The organism is Methylocapsa aurea (assembly GCF_000746085.1).
Taxonomy (GTDB): domain Bacteria; phylum Pseudomonadota; class Alphaproteobacteria; order Rhizobiales; family Beijerinckiaceae; genus Methylocapsa; species Methylocapsa aurea.
The window spans coordinates 77,595-98,371 of record NZ_JQKO01000001.1 but is presented as its reverse complement, the minus strand read 5'-3'; the positions used below and the strand labels follow the sequence as shown (position 1 = coordinate 98,371).

18 protein-coding genes, 1 other RNA gene and 1 riboswitch are annotated in these 20,777 nt (G+C 61.2%); of the genes, 8 read left to right on the top strand and 11 right to left on the bottom strand.

Features of this window, described 5'->3' with window-relative positions:
* The first annotated feature begins 10 nt into the window (after positions 1 to 10).
* Positions 11 to 520, top strand: coding sequence for a hypothetical protein (locus tag DL86_RS00430; protein ID WP_036257205.1), 510 nt, complete (start codon positions 11 to 13; stop codon positions 518 to 520).
* Positions 521 to 532: 12 nt separating this feature from the next.
* Here DL86_RS00430 and DL86_RS00425 read toward each other — a convergent pair whose 3' ends face one another.
* Complete coding sequence (locus tag DL86_RS00425; RefSeq protein ID WP_051952521.1) at positions 533 to 1,342, bottom strand: YihY/virulence factor BrkB family protein; 810 nt, start codon at positions 1,340 to 1,342, stop codon at positions 533 to 535.
* A 271-nt stretch (positions 1,343 to 1,613) separates the two neighbouring features.
* On the opposite strand from DL86_RS00425, the gene DL86_RS00420 reads away from it, so the two are divergent.
* Positions 1,614 to 2,780 carry a DNA recombination protein RmuC gene (locus tag DL86_RS00420; protein WP_036257204.1) on the top strand — a complete coding sequence of 389 codons (1,167 nt, stop codon included), beginning with the start codon at positions 1,614 to 1,616 and terminating at the stop codon, positions 2,778 to 2,780.
* 7 nt (positions 2,781 to 2,787) lie between these two features.
* Here the strand turns inward: DL86_RS00420 and DL86_RS00415 are convergent, their stop codons facing one another.
* Entirely contained in the window at positions 2,788 to 3,153 is a 366-nt protein-coding gene (locus tag DL86_RS00415) for a VOC family protein (RefSeq protein WP_036257202.1), read from the bottom strand.
* Between the two features lie 236 nt (positions 3,154 to 3,389).
* Here DL86_RS00415 and DL86_RS00410 point away from each other — a divergent pair, with 236 nt between their 5' ends.
* On the top strand, positions 3,390 to 4,112 hold the full coding sequence (locus DL86_RS00410) for a nucleoside deaminase (RefSeq protein ID WP_084572647.1): 723 nt from the start codon (positions 3,390 to 3,392) through the stop codon (positions 4,110 to 4,112).
* A 144-nt stretch (positions 4,113 to 4,256) separates the two neighbouring features.
* Here DL86_RS00410 and DL86_RS00405 read toward each other — a convergent pair whose 3' ends face one another.
* Positions 4,257 to 5,834, bottom strand: a complete 1,578-nt coding sequence (locus DL86_RS00405; protein ID WP_051952449.1) for a carbohydrate porin — start codon at positions 5,832 to 5,834, stop codon at positions 4,257 to 4,259.
* The gene (locus tag DL86_RS20375; RefSeq protein WP_036257201.1) at positions 5,828 to 6,340 is read right to left on the bottom strand and encodes an outer membrane protein; all 513 of its coding nucleotides are present in this window, start codon (positions 6,338 to 6,340) and stop codon (positions 5,828 to 5,830) included. Before DL86_RS20375 ends, DL86_RS00405 begins: the two co-directional genes overlap by 7 nt.
* Positions 6,341 to 6,629: 289 nt before the next feature.
* Between DL86_RS20375 and DL86_RS00395 the strand changes: the two genes are divergently transcribed.
* Positions 6,630 to 8,243, top strand: a complete 1,614-nt coding sequence (locus DL86_RS00395; protein ID WP_084572597.1) for an arylsulfatase — start codon at positions 6,630 to 6,632, stop codon at positions 8,241 to 8,243.
* 268 nt (positions 8,244 to 8,511) lie between these two features.
* On the opposite strand, the gene recR is transcribed toward DL86_RS00395, so the two are convergent.
* The 4 genes from recR to ffs form a co-directional block, all read right to left on the bottom strand.
* Positions 8,512 to 9,117 (bottom strand): recombination mediator RecR, encoded by a 606-nt coding sequence (gene recR / locus DL86_RS00390; RefSeq protein WP_036257199.1) that lies wholly within the window; start codon positions 9,115 to 9,117, stop codon positions 8,512 to 8,514.
* 13 nt (positions 9,118 to 9,130) lie between these two features.
* Positions 9,131 to 9,454 (bottom strand): YbaB/EbfC family nucleoid-associated protein, encoded by a 324-nt coding sequence (locus DL86_RS00385; protein WP_036257198.1) that lies wholly within the window; start codon positions 9,452 to 9,454, stop codon positions 9,131 to 9,133.
* 51 nt (positions 9,455 to 9,505) lie between these two features.
* On the bottom strand, positions 9,506 to 11,404 hold the full coding sequence (locus DL86_RS00380; protein WP_245276157.1) for a DNA polymerase III subunit gamma/tau: 1,899 nt from the start codon (positions 11,402 to 11,404) through the stop codon (positions 9,506 to 9,508).
* 308 nt (positions 11,405 to 11,712) lie between these two features.
* An RNA gene (gene ffs, locus DL86_RS19010) (signal recognition particle sRNA small type) lies at positions 11,713 to 11,809 on the bottom strand.
* A gap of 142 nt (positions 11,810 to 11,951) precedes the next feature.
* On the opposite strand from ffs, the gene nudC reads away from it, so the two are divergent.
* Together nudC and queC are read left to right on the top strand one after the other, a co-directional pair.
* Positions 11,952 to 12,926 carry an NAD(+) diphosphatase gene (gene nudC / locus DL86_RS00375; RefSeq protein WP_036257195.1) on the top strand — a complete coding sequence of 325 codons (975 nt, stop codon included), beginning with the start codon at positions 11,952 to 11,954 and terminating at the stop codon, positions 12,924 to 12,926.
* A 25-nt stretch (positions 12,927 to 12,951) separates the two neighbouring features.
* The gene (gene queC, locus DL86_RS00370; protein WP_036257194.1) at positions 12,952 to 13,647 is read left to right on the top strand and encodes a 7-cyano-7-deazaguanine synthase QueC; all 696 of its coding nucleotides are present in this window, start codon (positions 12,952 to 12,954) and stop codon (positions 13,645 to 13,647) included.
* Between the two features lie 60 nt (positions 13,648 to 13,707).
* Here queC and DL86_RS00365 read toward each other — a convergent pair whose 3' ends face one another.
* The gene (locus DL86_RS00365) at positions 13,708 to 14,154 is read right to left on the bottom strand and encodes a hypothetical protein (RefSeq protein WP_051952448.1); all 447 of its coding nucleotides are present in this window, start codon (positions 14,152 to 14,154) and stop codon (positions 13,708 to 13,710) included.
* 32 nt (positions 14,155 to 14,186) lie between these two features.
* A riboswitch (Fluoride riboswitch) is annotated at positions 14,187 to 14,262 on the bottom strand.
* A 111-nt stretch (positions 14,263 to 14,373) separates the two neighbouring features.
* A complete protein-coding gene (locus tag DL86_RS18495) occupies positions 14,374 to 15,906 on the bottom strand; it encodes a tetratricopeptide repeat protein (protein ID WP_162180378.1) in 1,533 nt (510 codons plus the stop codon).
* Between the two features lie 663 nt (positions 15,907 to 16,569).
* Here DL86_RS18495 and rpsO point away from each other — a divergent pair.
* Both rpsO and pnp read left to right on the top strand, forming a co-directional pair.
* Positions 16,570 to 16,839 carry a 30S ribosomal protein S15 gene (gene rpsO / locus DL86_RS00355; RefSeq protein WP_036257193.1) on the top strand — a complete coding sequence of 90 codons (270 nt, stop codon included), beginning with the start codon at positions 16,570 to 16,572 and terminating at the stop codon, positions 16,837 to 16,839.
* A gap of 593 nt (positions 16,840 to 17,432) precedes the next feature.
* Entirely contained in the window at positions 17,433 to 19,577 is a 2,145-nt protein-coding gene (gene pnp, locus DL86_RS00350) for a polyribonucleotide nucleotidyltransferase (protein ID WP_036257881.1), read from the top strand.
* Positions 19,578 to 19,622: 45 nt separating this feature from the next.
* Here pnp and DL86_RS00345 read toward each other — a convergent pair whose 3' ends face one another.
* The gene (locus tag DL86_RS00345; protein ID WP_342585836.1) at positions 19,623 to 20,354 is read right to left on the bottom strand and encodes a sulfate transporter family protein; all 732 of its coding nucleotides are present in this window, start codon (positions 20,352 to 20,354) and stop codon (positions 19,623 to 19,625) included.
* Between the last annotated feature and the right edge of the window lie 423 nt (positions 20,355 to 20,777).

The following is a 20,777-nucleotide window of genomic DNA, read 5'->3' as shown; positions in this document are numbered from 1 at the left end:
GGGAGCCGTCATGGACCCGTGCGAAACCCCACGCAATTCAATCGCCGCCGTTCACGCGGACGCGCCGGCGGAGCATCTGTTCTTCGCCCAATACCGCTATTGGATGGCGGGTTACGCCACGCGAGACACTTTTTGCCTGGATTGCGCCTGGGACGTATTGCTCCGTTTCGTCGGACAAGATTCAGCGAAAGTCCTTTATGGCGAGTTTCATCTGTTCACGCGGATCTTGAGCAAGCAGGCGCGCAGGACCATAGGATGGCGCCCAGATATCTGCCGCTGTCTCTGCCGCGACGAATATCTCGCGCTCAGACTCGTCGCCGCCTCGCAACAGGGCGATCTCGAACAGGAAATTTTTGCCGCAACCGATCTTTTGGGCGCCGATACGGTCCATGCTCTCTTGCGGGCGAGCCGCTCGCTGGCTCAAGCCCTCAAGGGGAGAAGATTTGTTTTGGCGCCCATCAAGCGGTCCCAGTCGACCTCGGTCTTTCCGCATGCGCCGCATGGGCATACGCTTCAGTAAGGGGCGCGCGGTTCACCTTTCCGGTGGGCCTCCCCTATGCGCCTCGCGCAGAATCGCCGCATTCAATTCGCCGCCGAAGATGAAGATCGAGGCGACCATGTAAAGGAACACAAGCGCGATCATCACCGAGGCGAGGCCGGCGTAGGTGGTGACATAATTGCGAGCGAATTCGGCGAGATAGGAGCCAAAAGCAACGCCGGCGGCGACCCACAGGGCGAAGGTCAGCAAAACGCCGACCGCCACCTCCCGCAGCGACCGATGTCCTCCCGGCAAAAATTTATGCACAATGACCAGCGCCAGCAAAATCACCAAAGTCGCGATGCCTAGGCGGCTGAAGGCGATCAGCCGCTCGAGCGGCTCGAACCCCGGCGCAATGCGCAGCGCCGCCGTCCAGATCATCGGCGCGAAGACAACGAAAAGGGCCAGGGCCAGAAGCGCGAAAGCTCCGACGAAAACATAGGCGATCGACTCGAGGCGCAACAGCCACCAGGAGCGCTGCTCCCTGACGCCATAGGCGCGGTTGAGGCCGACGCGAAGCGCTTCGACCCCGCTCGACGAAAAATAGATCGCCAGGGTGACGCCAAGGGTCAGCAGGCCGCTTCGAGTCTGCGTCAAGACGGTGTGGATTTCGCCCGCCAGAGGCGCGGCGACCTCCTCCGGCCAGGTTTGGAACAGGATCCGAACCGCCTCATCGGCGAGGTTCGTCGAGCCGAAAAAAGCGCCGAGCGCGGTCACGAAAATCAGAAAGGGAAACATCGAGGTCAGGATCGAGAGCGCGATATGGCTGGCGATCGCCCAGCCATCATCCAAGGAAAAGCGCATCGCCGCATCGACAAGGATGCGAAGGGCCACGCGCAATCCGCGCAACGCGCTTCGGACTGGCCTCGGGCGAGCCTGGCTCACGGAATCTCACCTCGATCGCGGCAAAGGCCGCCCGCGTGGAATTACGCACAGAAACGCATCCATAACCCATCTTCCAAGCAGTAAGAGGCATATTTAAAGCCGAGTGGCGCGGAACCGTTCCGTCTTCTCCTTCTACCTAGCCCGTTCTAGATTCGTTCCCTTTCCCACGCGAATCATGTAATGAGCGATCATGGAGCGGGTCCTCTTTCTTCTTAATGGCGCGCCGGTAGTGGTTTCGGACGCCCTTCTGGGAGCCGTGGCCCTTGCCTTGCTGCTTCTTGCGGTCGTGGCGTTCAATCTGAGGCGCGGCGCGCGCGCCCAGACCCTGGAAGGCTTCGCAGCCGAGGCGAGGCAGCGCGACATGGAGCGCGCAATGACCGAAATCGCCCGGCAGAACGCTGAATTGACCGGCCGGCTGCGCAGCGTGGCTGAATTCTTGGGATCGCGCCAAACCGATCTCGCGCGCCTTGTGTCGGAACGGCTCGACGCTGTTGGCGATAGGGTCGGCGATGGTCTTGAAGCCTCAAGCCGCACCGCCGGCGCGCATCTCGCCAGATTGAACGAAAGGCTGGCGGTGATCGACGCAGCTCAGACGCGGCTCACCGGACTGACCGAGGAAGTCGTCGGCCTCAAGGAAATTCTCAGCAACAAGCAGGCGCGGGGCGCCTTTGGCCAGGGCCGGCTGGAGGCGATCATTCGCGACGCGCTTCCCGAATCGGCCTTCGCGTTTCAGCATACGCTGTCGAACAGGACGCGACCCGATTGCGTCCTCCGCCTTCCCGGCGATCACCGGCTGATGGTGGTCGACGCCAAATTTCCGCTCGAAGCCTTCACCGCTTTGAAGGACGCCGCCAGCGATGAAGCCCGCAAATATGCGGCGGCGCGGGTGCGCGCGGATGTCGGCAAACATATCCGCGACATCGCCGAGCGCTATTTTCTGCCGGACGAAATGCAGGATATCGCCATGCTGTTCGTCCCTTCGGAATCGCTCTACGCCGACATCAACGAACTTTTCGAAGACGTCGTTCAAAAGGCGCACCGCAGCCGCATCATCATCGTCTCGCCTTCGCTTTTGGTGATGGCGGTGCAGGTCATGCAGGCGATCGTGCGCGATGCGCGGGTGCGCGAAGAAACCCATATCATCCAGGCCGAGGTCCGCCGCCTCGTCGACGATATCGCGCGGCTGCGGGCGCGCGCCGCGAAGCTCGACGCCCATTTCAAGAACGCCCAGGAGGATGTCGGCCAGATCATCGCCTCGGCCGATAAAATCGCCAAATGCGGCGAGCGCATCGAACAGATGGACTTCGCCGAAGCCCCGGATGCGGCGGCCGTCGTCAAGATGAAGGCCGCCGAGTGAGCCTTGCTCAACCGGCCTTGGGCTGCCAGAGCCCCAGCGCCGCGCCGGTCGGATCGACGATGATGGAAAACGAGCCGGTATTAGGCACCTCGGTGACGTCCTTGACGATCGAGGCGCCGAGCGTCTTTGCCTTGGCGGTGGCCGCCGCGAGATCATCCACCAGCACATAAGGCAGCCAAGCCGACGGCGCGCCTGGCATGGGATGTTTCATCATGCCGCCGCCGGTGCCTTCGCCAACGCCGATCAGGGTATAAGTAAAGCCAGGGCCCATTTCGGCATCGTGCAGATTCCAGTCGAATAACGACTGATAGAAAGACTTGGCTTGGTCGATATCCGTCGTGGCGAGCTCCACATGCACAAAGGGATTGGCCATGATCTGCTCCTTGAACCGCCCCCGGCGCGGGACGCACTTGCACCAAAATGAAGGAATAAACGCTGCTTATGTTAGGGCGCAACTCCGCCAAGTAAAGCCAACGCCGTGAAGCTATCGTGACGCGCCCTGCCCCCGCGCCGGGCGCTCTCGGCCCGCAAACGAGACCAGCTTGGCGGCTACGCAATTTCTGATGATTGATATATGATGATTTGATTCTGAATGTTGGAGGAAATGCCATGAAGCGCTGCGCTTGCGATTCGCTCCCTGACGCCGGAAGGCGCGCCTTCTTCGCCAGCGCCGCGGCCGCCGCCGGCGCCGCCGCAACAACGGCGCTACCATCATCGCCCGCCGAGGCGGCGCCCAAACCGGCGCAGTCGGATAAGAAGGAGTTGGCGGACAAGCGCAAATTCATGGAAGAGGCGACGCGGCTGGCGATCGAGTCGGTCGAGAAGGGCTGGGGCGGCCCCTTCGGCGCCGTGATCGTCAAGGACGGCGAAATCATCGGGCGCGGCCAGAACCGCGTCCTTCTCACCGGATGCCCGGTCTTCCACGCCGAGGTCACCGCGATCATCGACGCTTCCGCCAAACTCAATCCCAAGGCCTTGCTTGGCTCCGACTACAACGCCGGCACGATCCTCGAGATGATCCCGCGCGAGGCGAATTCTCCCGATCTTGTGCCGGAGCGCGCGCGGATGCTCAAAGGCTGCGAGATCTACATCAATGGAGCGCCCTGCCCGATGTGCATGAGCGCCATCTACTGGTCGCGCATCGACCACGTCTATTTCGGGGCCAGCCTGAAGGACACCAGCAAGATCGGCTTTGACGACGCCTTTCAATATGAAGATTTCACACGGCCCTGGGACAAGCGGAGCATTGCGGTGACGGAGAATTTCGAAAGGGAGGCGTGCCTGGCCGCCTACCGCGCCTGGGAGAACAAGAAGGATCGGCACCCTTATTAACGGCGCTGCTGGACGGAGAGCGCCTTTCCTTTTCGGGTAAGTCAAACCGGGTTTGCGCGGGGATCAGATGAAGGTAGTTAACATCGATCTTCGCACTTAAGTATTGATCGTCATGCGTTGGCTGGCCCTCATCTAAAGATGATGTCAGAACTCCCCGTGCAGCCGCAACGCAAAGACGGATATCGGCCCACGATCGAGGTTATGCGCTGGATTGTGCAGGAATTGATAATCAACGGTGACCTGAACGCCGTCCATGACATTGTATTTGTAAAAGGTCTCGAAGACTTGCTCGCCGCCGTAGGACAAGGCGCCGTCGCCGATATAGACGCTCGTTCCCCCTAAGCCGAAATATCTGATGCGGCTGTTCGACAGCCCGCTCGCGGCGACGGCGGCGCCAATCGTATCGTTCGGGCGATCCCATGACTGCCCGGACAAGGAGAAGCCCGCGGAAATCGAGCGGTCGATGTCGGTGTAGTCGACGGTTTCGAACCGTCCATCCGCCATGCTCGCGCGCAGGAAAAAACCGAGCGTCGGCGTCAATTGCTGTTCGATATTTACGCCAACGCCGGCTTTAAATTGAAGCTTGCGCATATTGTTGATATCTGGCGGAAAGAAGCGCGTCGCGAAAGCGAAATTGATGACATCGTCGATCTTGCTGATGTAGCCGCGATCGCCAAAGGCAAGGAATTTGATTTTGCCCGGCTGGTCGAACAATTCGTAGCGCTTCTCGATCTCGAAGATTGGCATGAATTGGCGCAACAGCACGGGCTCGATCTTCTGGCTGTTGGGAATGTCCGACAGCTGGAATACGCCCGCGCGCGCGGTCCAAGACTCCTGCTTCCATTCCATCGCGGCGCCATAGGTATAACCCCAGGAATCGGCCGCGTAGTCGAAAGCGCCCATTGTGTTGATCGCGAAGTTCAGGAAGGTGTTCGTCGCGTCATGTGCATATTTATTGTCGTCAAATATGTCGGGGACGCCAAACTTGCCTACGGTGAAGGTCAGCCTGTTGGAATCCACGGAGCCGGCGAGCTGGTTTAGCCCCCCTTCTACCGCCTCGCTTTCGCCGCCGAGGCCGATCGTCTGACGCAGGAAATAGCGCTGGAAGCGCAGGTAGGGCGCAGAGCGGCCGAATTTGGCGACGGCGCCGTTCACATAGGCTGCCGCGCCGACGGAATTGGAGAGACCGAACCCCTGGTCAATCTCCGGGTTCACATAGGCTTCGCCGCCGCTCCAGAGGCGTGCGCCGAAAAAACCGTCGGCCGTCGAACCATCGCGCGCTTGACCTTTCGAGCGGAAGCTGTTCGGCCCATCATAGAGAGCCGGAAATTTCGGATAGCCCTGCGCGACATTTGTGACCTGCGCATGCACGCTGTATTGCTCCGGCCCGGCGGGCTTGGTTTGATTTGGTTCTGCATCGTTCGCTTTGCTCTCGCCGGTCTTTTCATCCTGCGCGGCATTATTATCTGAAAAGCGATAGTTCAGCCCGAAGCGAAGCAGATGGGCTTCATTTTGTTCATGGGCGCCGAGTTGAAACCCTAGGCCATTGTCATAGACCTGATTTCCGAGCGCTTGGTTGACGAACAAATACTCGAAGCGCGTCGACCAATGAGTGTCTAGCGCATATTCGACACCCCCGCCGAAGGCGTATTTCATGCGCGAGGATTGCGCCACGGGTCCATAAAAGCGTCCGAGCGGCGCCGGGCCATGAAACGTCAGCATAGAGGCTCCGCGCCACCCGCCAGCAGCAACGCCGGCGGTGACGTAAAAAGCATGCGATCGACCGCGAAGCCGAACCGGCCACGAAAATCGGAAAAATAATTGCCGCTCGGGTCGGAGGAAATGCCATAGGCCGCGATGCCCAATGGCCCGTAGGCCGGCGGCGCAAGATACAACCCGTTTGGAGCGGGGCGCGCGTCGAGAAAATTCAATTCGGTTTCGAGGCCGTAGACCCATGGCCCATATTGCCAATCAAAGCCGACATGCGCTCCGAAGGAGAAGCCCGAATGGTCGATGCTTTTGGGGTGGAGATCAAAGGCGTTGCTCGTAAATCCGCTGCCAGCCTCCAATAGCCTTTCGCGATACAGGGGAATGGCGCCGCCGACATGGAAGCCCGCCCAGGTGAACGCCGGTGGATTGGGCGGCTGCGCCGGCAACTCCAGGGCCGCAGCCGCGCCTATTGCGGGAAGCAACATCCCGATCAGCGTCGACATGGTCAGATAACGCATCAAAACTGCTCGGCTTTGCTGTCATTCTCCCGAATCGGCATGCTGCTCACTCCGAGTTGAGCAAGATTTGCGCGGTTCGACAATGGTTTGAACAGAATCCTCTACGGGTGTCAGGATCATGACAGCCACCGTAGATGTTCGTTCAGCCCATTAATATCACGCCACTCCAGCGCATTGCTCGGCCACAGGCGCAATTTTACGAAAATTGCCATTTCCTCCACAATGCGCAACTACTGACGTCTTGGCAGACTAAAGCATCGGGCCAGAGCGTCGGGCACGGAGGAATGTCATGGGGTCGAAACTTCGTTTTGTCGGGCGGCTAGCCCTGGCTGCATTCACCGTTGCAGTGGCTTTGCCCGCCGGCGCTCCCTGGGCCGCGCCCGCGGGCGGAAAGGCGCAGGAGGGCGGAAAGCCGAATATTGTCATCATCTGGGGCGACGACATCGGCCAGTCGAACATCAGCGCCTACACTAACGGACTGATGGGCTACCGCACGCCCAATATCGACTCCATCTCGCAACAAGGGATGATCTTCACCGACTATTATGGGGAGCAGAGCTGCACCGCGGGGCGCTCGGCCTTCATCACCGGCCAAAGCGTGTTTCGGACCGGCCTCAGCAAGGTTGGCCTACCGGGCGCGGATCTTGGTCTGCGCAAGGAAGATCCGACGATCGCCGAATTGCTGAAGGCTCAGGGCTACGCCACCGGCCAGTTTGGCAAGAACCACCTCGGCGACAAGGATGAGATGCTGCCGACCGCGCACGGGTTCGATGAATTCTACGGCAACCTGTATCACCTCAACGCCGAGGAAGAGCCGGAGCTTCCCGATTATCCAAGGCCGAACGATCCGGAGTTTCCGAACTTCCGCAAGAATTTCGGTCCTAGAGGCGTGATCCACAGCTTCGTCAATCCGGACGGAACGCAAAAGATCGAAGACACCGGGCCTCTGACAAAAAAGCGGATGGAGACGATCGACGACGACATCGCCGCGCGCTCGGCCGAGTTCCTTGAAAAGCAGGTGAAGGCCGACAAGCCCGTTTTCCTTTGGGTGAATTTCACCCATATGCATTTCCGAACCCATACCAAGCCGGAGAGCTTAGGTCAGGCCGGACGCTGGCTCGGGCCCTACGCCGACACCATGATCGACCATGATAGAAACGTCGGCACGGTGCTCGCAAAGCTAAAGGAACTGGGGATCGAGGATAACACGTTCGTTTTCTATTCGACCGATAACGGCCCGCATATGAACTCGTGGCCGGATGCCGCGATGACGCCATTCCGCAATGAAAAGAACTCGAATTGGGAAGGCGCCTATCGCGTGCCGGCAATGGTTCGCTGGCCAGGGAAGATCAAGCCCGGCTCGGTGTCGAACGAGATCGTCTCGCATCTCGATTGGCTGCCGACGCTGCTGGCGATGGCGGGCGCGCCCGACGTCAAGGAGAAGCTGCTCAACGGCTATAAAACTGGCAAAGCCACCTATAAGGTGCATCTCGACGGCTATAATCTTCTGCCCTACCTCACGGGCGAAGAGAAAAAAGACCCGCGCAAGGAGTTCTTCTATTTCTCCGATGACGGCGACCTGACGGGTCTGCGCTACGACAATTGGAAAGTCGTCTTTGCTGAACAAAGGGCGCCGGGAACCCTGCGGGTCTGGTCCGAGCCCTTCACGCACCTTCGCGTGCCGCTGATCTATAACCTCCGGCTCGATCCCTATGAGCGCGCAAGCATCACGTCGAACACCTATTATGACTGGATGCTCGACCACGCCTTCATGCTGGTGCCTGCGCAAGCCTATATCGGCAAGTTCTTGGCCACTTTCAAAGACTACCCGCCCCGGCAAAAGGCGGCGAGCTTCACAATCGATCAGGCTCTCGAAAAGCTGCAGCAGCCGAGCGTGGACTAACTGGAGAGTCGCGAGCGGACGCGGGTCTTGAAATCAAGCTGTAACGAAGCGATGCCGGCGATCGGGTGTTGGCTTCGCGCCAAGAAGAACGCGTCCCAGGGCCGGCTGTGCCAAATAAAGATAGCTGCGCAGCCGCCTGCAGCGCGCAGAAATCGGGGGGGGGGGCAATGTCAGATTATCTCCATTCTGCTATTTTCAGGTCGCCCCCGACGGTCCAAGTTCTTTCAAACCCCGCCGCATCGTGACACGCCCCACCCCAAAAACCCGCTCAAAAATCCGTGCGGGCGCGCATCGCGGCGGCGAGCGTTCCTTCATCGAGATAGTCGAGTTCGCCGCCGACCGGCACGCCATGCGCAAGCCGCGTCGTCTTGACGTTTAGATGCGCCAGAAGATCGGTGATGTAATGCGCGGTCGTCTGCCCATCGACGGTGGCGTTGACGGCCAGGATCACCTCCTTGACCTCATCGCCCGCCACCCGGTCGACGAGGCTTGCGAGGTTCAAGTCCTTTGGGCCGACACCGTCGAGCGGCGACAAAGTTCCGCCAAGCACATGATAGCGCGCCCTTAGGGCGGCGGCGCGCTCCAGCGCCCAAAGATCGGCCACGGTCTCGACGACGATCAGCGTCGCGCGGTCGCGCCGAGCGTCCTGGCACACGGCGCAGGGATCGCACGTGTCGACATTGCCGCAAACCGAACAGGTAACGATCTTTTCGCGCGCCGCCTGAAGCGCGTCGGCGAGCGGCCCCAACAGCTCGTCGCGCTTGCGGATCAAATGGAGCGCGGCGCGGCGCGCCGAGCGCGGCCCCAGCCCCGGCAGGCGAGCCAGCAATTGGATAAGCCGCTCGATCTCTGGACCCGAGACGCGCTCCGCCACTAGGATTTCGCCATTAGAAAGGGAGCTTCATGCCAGGAGGCAGGGCGAGGCCGGCGGTCACGTCCTTCATTTTCTCCTCCATCAGACGCTCGGCCTTCTTGCGCGCGTCATCATGCGCAGTGACGATGAGATCCTCGAGAATTTCCTTTTCATCGGCTTTCAGCAACTGATCGTCGATCCCGATGCTTTTCAACTGCCCTTTCGCGGTCAGGGTGACCCGAACCATGCCGCCGCCAGCGCAGCCTTCGACCTCGAGGCGGTCCATTTCGGCCTGCATCGCCTGCATTTTTTCCTGCATGACCTGCGCTTGTTTCATCAAACCCAGCATGTCGCGCATCGGTGTTCCCCTTTTCTTGCGCCGTCGCGAACCGATTCGGCCAAGCCCTTCTCATAGGTCGGCCTCGGGCGCGATGTCATCGACAAAACCAATCTCGTCGTCACTTCCTTCCGCCGGCGCGTCGGCTAGCGCCGCGGTGTCCGCGGCGGCCCGGACGGCGACGATCTCCGCGCCGGGGAAATAGGCTAGCACGCTTTGGACCAAGGGATCGGCGCGTATGCCGGTCATCGCCGCCTCGGCCTTCGCGGTCTCCCGCTCCTTCAGGCTGGGCGCGCCCGATTCGCGGGAAATCGCCACCATCCAGCGCTGTCCGGTCCATTCCTGAAGCTTGCGCATCAGATTTTGCGCAAGCTGCGGCGAGGCCCCCGGCGCTTGAGAAAATTCAATCGCGCCATCCTCGAAACGAACGAGGCGCACATCCCGTTCAAGCGCGAGTTTCAATTGGATGTCGCGATGAAGGCCAGCGAGCGCGACAACATCCTCGAAGCGCGCCAGCCGTGGCACAGGTTGTGTGTCAGAGACGGTTTCGGGCGCGGCCTCGCCCCGATGCGGCAGGACCGCCGCAGCAGCGCTGGCCCGGACGGATCCTGAAGCGCCATTGCGCGGCATGGGATCGCGGCCGCTTGCTTCATGGGCTCCAGGCGCGCTCCCTTGCGGAGAAAGCTTTCTCTGCCCGCCGACGCCCCCGTCTCCAGCGGCGTTCGCAGCGGCGGCCAGCTTGCGCAAGGCCTCATCGGGCGTCGGCAGATCGGCGGCATAGGCGAGCCGGACCAGGACCATGTCGGCGGCGGCGAGCGGACGGATGGATTCCTTCACCTCCTGCAGCCCTTTCGACAGCAATTGCCAAGCCCGCGTCAGGACCGGCATTGACAAAGCCTCCGCGAAGTGGAGACCGCGCGTGCGCTCGTCCGGCGTGATGGAGGGATCCTCGATCGTCTCGGGCGCGAGCTTCAGGCGGGTGACGAGATGGACAAATTCAGCGAGTTCGACAAGCACCGCCGCCGGGTCCGCGCCGCGATCGTAGAGGTCCTTCAGTCCGCCAAGGGCCAGCGCCATCTTGCCTTGCATCGTCGCCTCGAAAAGGTCGATGACGCGGCCCCGGTCAGCGAGGCCCAGCATCAAGCGCAAGGTTTCCGCCGCAATCGCGGCCTGGCCCGCGCCGGCGCCATGGGCGATCGCCTGATCGAGCAGCGAAAGGGCGTCGCGGGCGGACCCCTCCGCCGCCCGGGCGATCAGGGCGAGCGCCTCCTCTTCGATCGCGACGGACTCCTTGACGCAGATCGAGGCCAAATATTTGATCAGCGCATCGGCGTCGATGCGGCGCAGATCGAATCTTTGGCAGCGCGAGCGCACCGTGACCGGCACTTTGTCGATTTCGGTCGTCGCGAACAGAAACCGGACATGCTCGGGCGGCTCCTCCAAAGTCTTCAACAGGCCATTGAAAGCCTGTTTGGAGAGCATATGCACTTCGTCGATGATATAGACCTTGGTCCGCGCCAGCACCGGGCGGTAGCGCGCGCTTTCGATGATTTCGCGGACGTCGTCGATGCCGGTATGCGAGGCGGCGTCCATCTCTATGACGTCGACATGCCGCGATTCGATGATCGCTTGGCAATGAACGCCAAGCTCCGGCATGTGGATCGTCGGGCGCGTCACCGCCGGCCGGCTCCCTTGCGCCGGCAATTCATAATTGAAGGCGCGGGCCAGGATGCGCGCCGTCGTGGTCTTCCCGACGCCGCGCACGCCGGTCAGGATATAGGCTTGGTGGATGCGATCGAGGTCGAAGGCGTTCGACAGGGTCTTGACCATGGCCTCCTGGCCGATCAGATCCTCGAAACGCGCGGGACGGTATTTACGGGCAAGAACAAGATAGGGATGCCGCCGCGCCTCGTCCCCCCCGGCGCCAAGAGGCGGACCCGCATCGCCCGTGGCGGCCGCGCTGTCCTCCATGCGATCCTCTTGCATCGCGCCGCCGGTTCAGGAAAGAAAAAGACGCTGGAGCCAGACTCCACCGGGCCTTGAATTCGGCCGTCCAGTCGGAGCGGACTGGAGCATGTCTCGAAAGAAAGAACGCCTTTTTCGGGACATTCTCCAATTCTTTGTATTGAGCGACGCCTCTTCGATCAGATGGATTCATCCGATCGGGAAACGCGCTAAAGCGCTTTCAGCTCCCGCGGAATCAGAAAGCAGCTCTAGGTCTTTGTTTTGTCGCATTTTCTTAACGCGAACCGGTATCCACTTCGCTCGAAAATGCTCTAGGTGGGAGGCTGGACAGAGACCCGCCCGGTCTCGTTAGGGCTGCTTCCTTCCGGACCTGACCCGGTTGGCGAGTGGTGCGTCCACCGCCAACCTCCCGGCCCTTATTTGGACTGCCGGCGCAAATTTCGCAAGCGCTCTCCTTCCACGGCGCACAAATTGTGCGCTGCGATTTGGCGAGAGCCGGCATTGCGGATACATTCCCGGCGGTCCGGCTAAAGCTGCCTCGAAAGGAAGATTCATGCAGGAAGGGTCCTTTCGCCCGCCTCGCCCAGCGGAACGCTCGGCGAGCGCCGGTTTTGCCGTCAATCGGCTCGATCGCATGTCGGAGCGCCGCAACGACGCCGCTTTCATCCAGGAATTGAAGCAATCTGGCGCGGCCCGCAGCCTGGTCCTTTTCGGCGAGATCCCCGTCCTGAAGCGCGGCGCTGAGGGCTATGACGCTCTGTTCACCGCCGCGGAGGCCGAAAGGCTGGGCGAGGCGCGCGAGACTGTCTTTCTGGGCCACGACGGAGAAAGCGCGCTTTTCGCCATATTGATCGACGCCGACGCGCCGGAAATCGCGCAAGAGCGCGACGATATCGCCCTGATGGACCTGCGCCAAATCGCAACGCAAGACCTTGCGCCGGCGGGGATCCTCGGCGCCTTCGGCCAGGCCAAGAGCCTGATGCATTGGCACGCGCGGCACCGCTTCTGTTCGAATTGCGGCGCGCCGAGCCGGGCTTTTTCGGCCGGTTGGCGGCGCGCCTGCGACGCCTGCGGGGCGCAACATTTTCCGCGCACCGACCCCGTCGTCATCATGCTGGTGGTGAATGGCGAGGATTGCCTGCTTGGCAGGCATGCGGGCTCGCGCCGGGCCGGACACCCCGAGGGGATGTACACCTGTCTCGCAGGCTTCGTCGAATCGGGCGAGACGATCGAGGACGCCGTTCGCCGCGAGGTATTCGAGGAGGCGGGGATCAAAGCCGGCCGGGTCGATTATCTCGCCTCGCAGCCTTGGCCTTTCCCGGCTTCGCTGATGATCGGCTGCATCGCCCAGGCGCCGAGCCGGAGCCTCACCATCGACGCCAAAGAACTCGACGACGCTCGCTGGTTCAGCCGCGAAGAGGCTGGACTCATGCTCGCCGATCGGCACCCCGCCGGATTGATCTGCCCCCCAAAGCTCGCCATCGCCAATCTCCTGATCGCGGCCTGGGTCGCTGGAGAGACGCGGTGACGAGGCGCCTGGCGGAGGCCGCGGCATGACGACAAAAGCGCTGGTGCTGTTTTCCGGCGGCCAGGATTCCACCACCTGCCTTGCTTTCGCGCTGGAGCGCTATGGCCATGTCGAAACCATCGGCTTCGACTATAACCAAAGGCACCGCATCGAACTCGATCAGCGCACCGCGATCCGCGCCGCCTTTTCCCGCGAATTTCCGGCATGGCGCGAGCGCCTCGGCGCCGATCACCTGATCAGCATCGAGGCCTTGGCGGAAATCTCCACCACGGCTATGACACATGATATCGCGATCACACTGAACGAGCGCGGACTGCCCAATACGTTCGTCCCTGGCCGAAATCTCATGTTTTTGACGCTCGCGGCGGCGCTCGCCTATCGGCGCGGCGTCAGGCCCATCATCGCCGGCATGTGCGAGACCGATTTTTCCGGCTATCCGGATTGCCGCGACGATGCGATCAAAGCCATGCAACTCGCCCTCAATCTCGGCATGGATGCGCGCTTTGTCCTGGAGACGCCGCTGATGTGGCTCGATAAGGCGCAGACGTGGCGCCTGGCGGAAAGTTTGGGCGGCGAGAAGCTGGTCGAACTCATCATCGAGTTGAGCCACACCTGCTATCTCGGCGAACGCGGCGTCCGGCATGATTGGGGCTATGGCTGCGGCTCTTGCCCGGCCTGCCTGCTTCGCGCCGAGGGCTGGAAGAAATATAAAGCGCGGTGAAGCAAAGCTTCACCGCGCTCATTATTCACGTCGACATCGTTTGCCCGCTTCGGCGTCCGATCACTCGAACACCAACTGTATGTTAGTGATCGTCCGGTCAAATAGGTCCGTGGGAATATAACAATAAGCGTTCATCGCAACCGGCGCTTTTTGGCAATTGTAGTGGGCCGAAGTCCATTCGTAACCAGCCTTGCTCATGCAACCGGCAATCGCCTTGCGGATATCGCTGCTATCCTTGATCTTTCTCTCGTCGGGAAAAGCCGTTTCTCCCTCGAGTTCGCACTCGGACATGACCACTTTCTGATGCTGGAAAAAATATCCGCTGCTGGAGACAAACAGGATTTCCATGACGAAGAGGACGAAGACGCCGGCAACGAAAGCCGCCGCCGCCTGAAGCTTGGTCTTGTAGAAATGATGATTGAAAAACGTTAGTCCGCTGGTGGCGATCAAGCCGCCGCCAAGGATCAGGGCCCAGGGCGCGACAAATATGCCAATGCTTTGATCCATTAACGATTTCTCCTGCTGATTCGGTCAACACATACTTTGCAGGAGTCATCAGCCGCATGGGCGAAGCTCATGGGCGGTTACAGGGGGAACCCCATCCCCTGGTCAGGGCTCGACGGGCCGCGACCTTATCCAGGCAGTCTAAAGGGCGCCGGGCGAGGCGTGTCAAAACCACGCTACGCGACTTAACGCCGCATCCTAGCACAAGTTGGGACCGCATATTTAGGCGGCCCGGTTCAAGGCGGACACAAAGGCCTGCCGCGCCAACCCGGCGTCAGGAAGCGGCTGCCGCTCTCCGGCTTCCTTGAAGGCTGCAATCGCGGCGTCGAGCATGGCGATGGCTTCTTCGAGCATTCGCGGCCGCTGCGTCCGGTTCCAGATCGCGCCGAGCGCATAGGCAAGATTGATCTGGATCTTCGCCGCCTCCAGCGGAGCGCCTTCTTTCGACCTCTCCTCCAAGGCGGCGCGATAGGCCCCGGCGGCCTCCTCCAGGATCTTTTCTCCGCCGCCGCGCTCACCGAGGGCGAGAAGCGCATTGCCGAGATTATTGGCGGTCGTGGCAAAGGCCGAGGGCGCCCGATCGCGCGTTCTTTCCTCGAGCGCCGCCTTATAGGCCGCGATCGCCTCCCCGATCCGGTCCGCGCCGCCTTCCTGCTCGCCGAGAGCTTCGAGCGCATTGCCAAGGTTATTCTGCATCATCGCCCAATCGAGCGGGGCGGCCTCCCGGCTCGTCGCCTCGAGCGCGGCCTGATAGGCGGCGATGGCGTCCCGCAGAGGCGCCTTGTCGCCCGAGCGCAAGCCAATCACGGACAAGGCATCGCCAAGATTGGCTTGCGCCATCGCCCAAAGGGCCGGATCGCCGTCCGGGGTCCATTGTTGGAGAGCGGCGCGATAGGCGTCAACCGCTGGGCTGAGCCGCTCCAAGCCGCCCTCTCCCTCGCCGAGGCTGCGCAAAGCGTCGCCGAGATTGTTTTGCGCACTCGCCCATTCCATTGGGGCGCCCTCGCTTGTCCATTCTTCGAGCGCGGCGAGATAGGCGTCGACGGCCTGCTCAAGCCGGTCAGCGTCATTGTCGCAGGTGCAGGAGGCCAAGAGCGCATTGCCGAGGTGAAATTGGGTGACGGCCCAATCGCGCGGCGTCTCCGTCCGGCAAATGAGGCCAAGAGCGCGCTGGCAGCATTCGATGGCTTTTGGAAAACTCGCCCAATGGCCGAACTCACAGCCGTCAGCGAAATATTCGCGGGCTTCGTCCATGCAGAAACGCCATGCGGCCTTGCCATCGAATCCCTCGCCGCCCGAGGCCTCGACAAGGGCGAGGGCCGCGGCGTATTTTTCCGCCGCCGCACAATAGTCGAGCCGCAGATGATCGATCGTCGCCGCGGCGGCGTAGATTTCCGCTTTGTCCCGCCGGCGATCCCCGGCATCGGTCGCGATCGCCTCGAAACCGCGCTCCAGGGCCGCGCTTGCGGCGCCAAAATCGCCGCCATCGATAAAGGCCAATGTTTGCGCCCGGATCGACGCAAGACCTGGCCAGCCGCCGGCGTCAGGGGCAAGGCTCGCGCGCAATTTCGCCAATTCGTCCGCCGCGCCGCGCACTCTGTTCACGATGTCCGTTTCGGGAATGGCGGCGGCGCGGAATTCGGAAATGCCCGCGACAAGCGATGCGATCGCGACGCCGGCCTCTTGCGCGAGCCGGGCGGCCTCGGCCTCGACAGGCGACGGAGCGTCGTCTGCCGCGGCATTGGCCTTGCCCAAGGAGCCGCCGCGGCCGTTGCCTTGACCGGCCCGGTTAAGCGAGATCCGCGCCGCCCAAGCGCCTCCCCAAATTGCAATAAAGCCGCAGAAAGCCCAGACAATAATTTGGTTGCTGCGACTTTCGTTAACTACATGAACAATTTCTTCTAACCTATCCAAGCCACCAGTAAACATACCTGTCCCCAACGCCACGCCACATTTGAATATATACTAGCATGTCATGACGCAGGCTCGAATAACGCACAACAGATCACGATGAATAGGCTCTTCCGTGGCAAGACTGGATTTAGCGGAAATTGGGGAATGCCGAAGCTGTCGCCGGCTCTCTCTCTCTCTCTCTCTCTCTCTCTCTCTCTGTTGGTTTCGGATAAATCCCGAAGTTTTGAGCAAACCTTGGCGCGCGTCCGCTTCTCGCAGCAATGTTGAGCCGCCCGCCCAGCCGCGGGGGCTCGAGCGGACTTGCGACGCGCCCCTTTCCTCCCCCCGCCATTCGTGTATAAGGTGGCCGGCGCGACCCTCGCGCATCCCATCCGCCCGAACCCTGCTGGACGACATCCCGGCCGGGCCGCGCCTATGGAAAATCCCCCTCCCGGTCTGGCGCCGCAGCCCCTTGGGCGCGAATGCGGCGACGATCCGGGCTTTTACATTTGAGAGGTTCACCCGATGTCGATTACCGCGGAGCGCAAACAGGCGCTCGTAAAAGACTATGCTTTGAAGCCCGGCGATACCGGCTCGCCCGAAGTTCAGGTTGCGATTCTGACCGAACGGATCGCCAATCTAACCGAGCATTTCAAGACCCACGTGAAAGACAATCATTCGCGCCGGGGTCTGCTCAAACTTGTCTCGCAACGTCGTCAGCTCTTGGATTACGTCAAGACAAGAGACGAGCCGAGGTACAAAGCCCTGATCGAACGTCTCGGCATCCGGCGCTAGAGCCTATTTGGAGGTCGGTTCGCTTCCATGCAAATGCGCTGAACCAAGAGTTGGAGCGGCCTTCTCAAGTCCGCTGAAGCTGAAGCGCTCTCCGGTCTCCTGAAGGCGGGCCATCGCGCCAAGCGGCGGCGGGCGCCCCACATTTATTAAAGGGCTGGCCTCGCAAAGTGTGCCGATTCTTGGGTAAGTTACTGCGTTAAGGCAATTGAGATAGCGCGACCAGTTCAACCTGAATCGGTCGCGCTTTGGAGCGGGTCCTCAACCCGAGGCCGCTCTAAAGCGGGTCCGCGCGAGCAGCCCCCTTCCTTGCAAGGCGCGCCTCGGAAACCCAGGCCACTCTTGTAAGAATATACGCGATAAGGGCCTGCGCGCGGATGCGCGGACGATGCTTTTGAATGAGGAGCCGGGGCGGCTCCTCATTGATGCGGGACGCGACGGCATGGGGCCGCCGGTCCCAAACCAGGTGATGACGAACGCGCCATGGCAGGATCGCCAGGCGCTGTCCCGGGCGGCTTTTCAGTCCCCACGCGACAGCTTCTTGCCGTCTTGCTTTGACCTTCGTCTTCGCCTTTCACTTGAAGAAAGACGAAAGAATGTTTGAAATCCATCGTGAAGAACTCGATTGGGCCGGACGCAAGCTGGTCCTTGAAACCGGCAAAATCGCCCGCCAGGCCGACGGGGCGGTCCTCGCCACCTATGGAGAGACCACCGTTCTCGCCACCGTCGTCTCGGCCAAATCCGCCAAGCCCGGCGTCGACTTCTTCCCCTTGACCGTCAATTATCAGGAGAAGGCTTTCGCGGCGGGGCGCATCCCCGGCGGCTATTTCAAGCGCGAAGGCCGCCCTTCTGAGAAGGAGACCCTGGTCTCCCGCCTGATCGACCGGCCGATTCGCCCCTTGTTTCCGGAAGGCTATCGCAACGAAACGCAGATCGTCGCGACCGTGCTGTCGCATGACCTCGAGAACGATCCCGATATTCTGGCCATGGTCGCCGCTTCCGCGGCCCTGACCTTGTCCGGCGTCCCCTTCATGGGGCCGGTCGGCGCGGCGCGGGTCGGCTTCATCAATGGCGCGGTCAAGCTCAATCCGACGCTCGAGGAATTGAAGGACTCCACCCTCGACCTCGTCGTCGCCGGCACCGGCGACGCCGTGCTGATGGTCGAGTCGGAAGCCAAGGAGCTTTCGGAAGCAACCCTGCTCGCCGCCGTCATGGCCGGCCACGCCGGCTTCCAGCCGGTGATCGACGCGATCATTCGCCTCGCCGAGAAAGCCGCCAAGGAGCCGCGCGAACTCATTGTCGCCGACAAGGCCGAGATCGAGACGGCCGTGCGCCAGATCGCCGAGGACGAACTTCGCGAAGCCTATAAGATCACCTCGAAGCAGGATCGCTACAAGGCGGTCGATGCGGTGAAGGCGAAAGTCGCCGCCGCGCTGTTTTCAACCGAGGACGAAGCCAGATTCTCCAAGGAGCACGTCGCCGAGGTCTTTCACGACCTGCAAGCCAAGGTGGTGCGCTGGAACATTCTCGACACTGGAATCAGGATCGACGGCCGCAATTTGACGACCGTTCGGCCGATTCAAGCCGAGGTCGGCATTCTGCCCCGCACCCATGGCTCGGCTCTGTTCACGCGCGGCGAAACGCAGGCTCTCGTCGTGGCGACCCTCGGCACTGGCGAGGACGAGCAGTTCGTCGACAGTCTGGAAGGCACCTACAAGGAGCGCTTCCTGCTGCATTACAATTTCCCTCCCTATTCGGTCGGCGAGACCGGCCGCATGGGATCGCCCGGCCGGCGTGAAATCGGCCATGGCAAGCTGGCCTGGCGCGCCATTCGGCCAATGCTGCCGACCGCCGCCGAATTCCCCTATACGGTGCGGATCGTCTCGGAGATCACCGAGTCGAACGGCTCCTCCTCGATGGCGACGGTCTGCGGCTCCTCGCTCGCTCTGATGGACGCCGGCGTTCCCTTGAAGCGGCCGACCGCCGGCATCGCCATGGGCCTCATCCTCGAGGGCGAACGCTACGCCGTCCTCTCCGATATTCTCGGCGACGAAGACCATCTCGGCGACATGGATTTTAAGGTCGCCGGCACCGACGAGGGCATTACGTCGCTGCAGATGGACATCAAGATCACCGGCATCAACGAAGAGATCATGGCGGCAGCCCTGGACCAGGCCAAGGCGGGCCGGCTGCATATTCTTGGCGAAATGTCCAAGGCGCTCACCGGCGCGCGGGCGGAGCTCGGCGAATTCGCGCCGCGCATCGAAACCTTCAAAATCGCGACCGACAAGATTCGCGAAGTCATTGGCACCGGCGGCAAGGTGATCCGCGAAATCGTCGAAAAGACCGGCGCGAAGATCAATATCGAGGATGATGGAACGGTGAAGGTCGCGTCCTCGGACGCCAATTCGATCCGCGCCGCGATCAATTGGATCAAATCCATCGCGACCGATCCGGAGGTTGGCCAAATCTATGAGGGCACTGTCGTCAAGGTTGTGGATTTCGGCGCCTTCGTGAATTTCTTTGGCTCCAAGGATGGCCTTGTCCATATTTCCCAGCTCGCCAAGGGAAGGGTCGCAAAGTCCTCCGACGTCGTCAAAGAAGGCGACAAGGTGAAGGTAAAGCTTCTAGGCTTCGACGATCGCGGCAAGGTGCGCCTGTCCATGCGGATCGTCGATCAGGAAACCGGGGAAGACCTCGAAGGCAAGGAAAAGGCCGACCAGCAGGAAGCTGGCGAGTAGGACTTCCAAAAGAAGACCGGCGCTCCCCGCAAAGGAGCGCCCCCGTCAGATGCGCCGATCCGCCGCCACGGGGCGGCGCTGGGACGGCGGGCGCATGACGCGCCGGCTGATCCGCACCATGAAAGCCGTCCCGAAAAGCGGCGTCAGAAGATTGAGGACCGGAACCGCAAGCATCGCCGCCATGACCAGGCCCGCGATGAACAGCCGGCCCTCATGCATTTTCCGCAGACGGCGGACTTCGGCCGGGGAAACGTGGCGCGTGGCCGCCAATTCAAAATAGCCGCGTCCGAACAAATAGGCGTTGGCGCCAAAAAAAGCGATCATATTGACGCCGGGCACAAGCAAAAGCAGCAGCGCGGCGAGATTGACGACGAGCGCCACAGCCGAAAACTTTAGCGCCAGCCATGTCGCATCGCCAAGCGCCAGCGCCCGCCCTGGCTCTCGCCCGGGCTCGATCTCCAGCTCGACTTCCTCGGCCAGTTCATCGAAGAAGAACCCAGCGACGAGAAAAGAAGTCGGCGTGATGAGAAAGGCGAGGCCGACAAATAGGCCAACCCCTCCAATCAGCGATAAAATCGTCGTGATCCAAGGATTTGAGAGCCAGGCGGCGGGAAGCGAAAGAGCGGCGACCAGCAGTTTTTCCAGCCCGAGCCAGATCAGGCCGAGAAGCGCCAGCGTCAACAGCATCGTCTTGATAAGGACTTTCCGAAAGGGCGGCGTAAGCATCTGATTTGCGGCGGCGAGCGCATCGTCGAACATCATCGTCCTTTTCGCCACTTGAATTGGCCATATGAGGCAGACTCCGGCGCGGAGCGGCTCTGGCCCGGCCTCAACTGAAGCGCTTTCGGAATCAGAAGGCGCTCTCTTACCGCATCTTTCGCGAACCGGCCTACGCAAACAAATCGGAGCATGTAGGGATCGAAAAAGTCGAGCAACTTTTTCGTGATATACTTCAAAACCTTCTGCTTCACGCACAAATGAATCAATAAACTCGATTGCGATGGCGCCGGTTCGACGCGTCGTCGTCATCAACTCATCGCAAAAACGCGGTTTCATAAATCAGCGTTGGTCGGCGGCGACTAACCGCCTAGAGCATGATGCCGAAAAGTGGAAACCGGTTTTCGGACGACATCATGCTCTAACTCTTTGATGAGAGGCGGATTCAGACTTTGGACGAGATCGCGTTGCGATTCCGTCCAA

Bases quoted from the DNA above. Each gene is read 5' to 3' on its own strand.
- DL86_RS00410 (WP_084572647.1), top strand. From the start codon at position 3,390: ATGAAGCGCTGCGCTTGCGATTCGCTCCCTGACGCCGGAAGGCGCGCC.
- DL86_RS20375 (WP_036257201.1), bottom strand. From the start codon at position 6,340: ATGCGTTATCTGACCATGTCGACGCTGATCGGGATGTTGCTTCCCGCA.
- rpsO (WP_036257193.1), top strand. From the start codon at position 16,570: ATGTCGATTACCGCGGAGCGCAAACAGGCGCTCGTAAAAGACTATGCT.
- DL86_RS00415 (WP_036257202.1), bottom strand. From the start codon at position 3,153: ATGGCCAATCCCTTTGTGCATGTGGAGCTCGCCACGACGGATATCGAC.
- DL86_RS00430 (WP_036257205.1), top strand. From the start codon at position 11: ATGGACCCGTGCGAAACCCCACGCAATTCAATCGCCGCCGTTCACGCG.
- pnp (WP_036257881.1), top strand. From the start codon at position 17,433: ATGTTTGAAATCCATCGTGAAGAACTCGATTGGGCCGGACGCAAGCTG.
- DL86_RS00365 (WP_051952448.1), bottom strand. From the start codon at position 14,154: ATGGATCAAAGCATTGGCATATTTGTCGCGCCCTGGGCCCTGATCCTT.
- DL86_RS00385 (WP_036257198.1), bottom strand. From the start codon at position 9,454: ATGCGCGACATGCTGGGTTTGATGAAACAAGCGCAGGTCATGCAGGAA.
- queC (WP_036257194.1), top strand. From the start codon at position 12,952: ATGACGACAAAAGCGCTGGTGCTGTTTTCCGGCGGCCAGGATTCCACC.
- DL86_RS00395 (WP_084572597.1), top strand. From the start codon at position 6,630: ATGGGGTCGAAACTTCGTTTTGTCGGGCGGCTAGCCCTGGCTGCATTC.
- DL86_RS00380 (WP_245276157.1), bottom strand. From the start codon at position 11,404: ATGGAGGACAGCGCGGCCGCCACGGGCGATGCGGGTCCGCCTCTTGGC.
- DL86_RS00425 (WP_051952521.1), bottom strand. From the start codon at position 1,342: ATGCGCTTTTCCTTGGATGATGGCTGGGCGATCGCCAGCCATATCGCG.
- nudC (WP_036257195.1), top strand. From the start codon at position 11,952: ATGCAGGAAGGGTCCTTTCGCCCGCCTCGCCCAGCGGAACGCTCGGCG.
- DL86_RS00420 (WP_036257204.1), top strand. From the start codon at position 1,614: ATGGAGCGGGTCCTCTTTCTTCTTAATGGCGCGCCGGTAGTGGTTTCG.
- DL86_RS00405 (WP_051952449.1), bottom strand. From the start codon at position 5,834: ATGCTGACGTTTCATGGCCCGGCGCCGCTCGGACGCTTTTATGGACCC.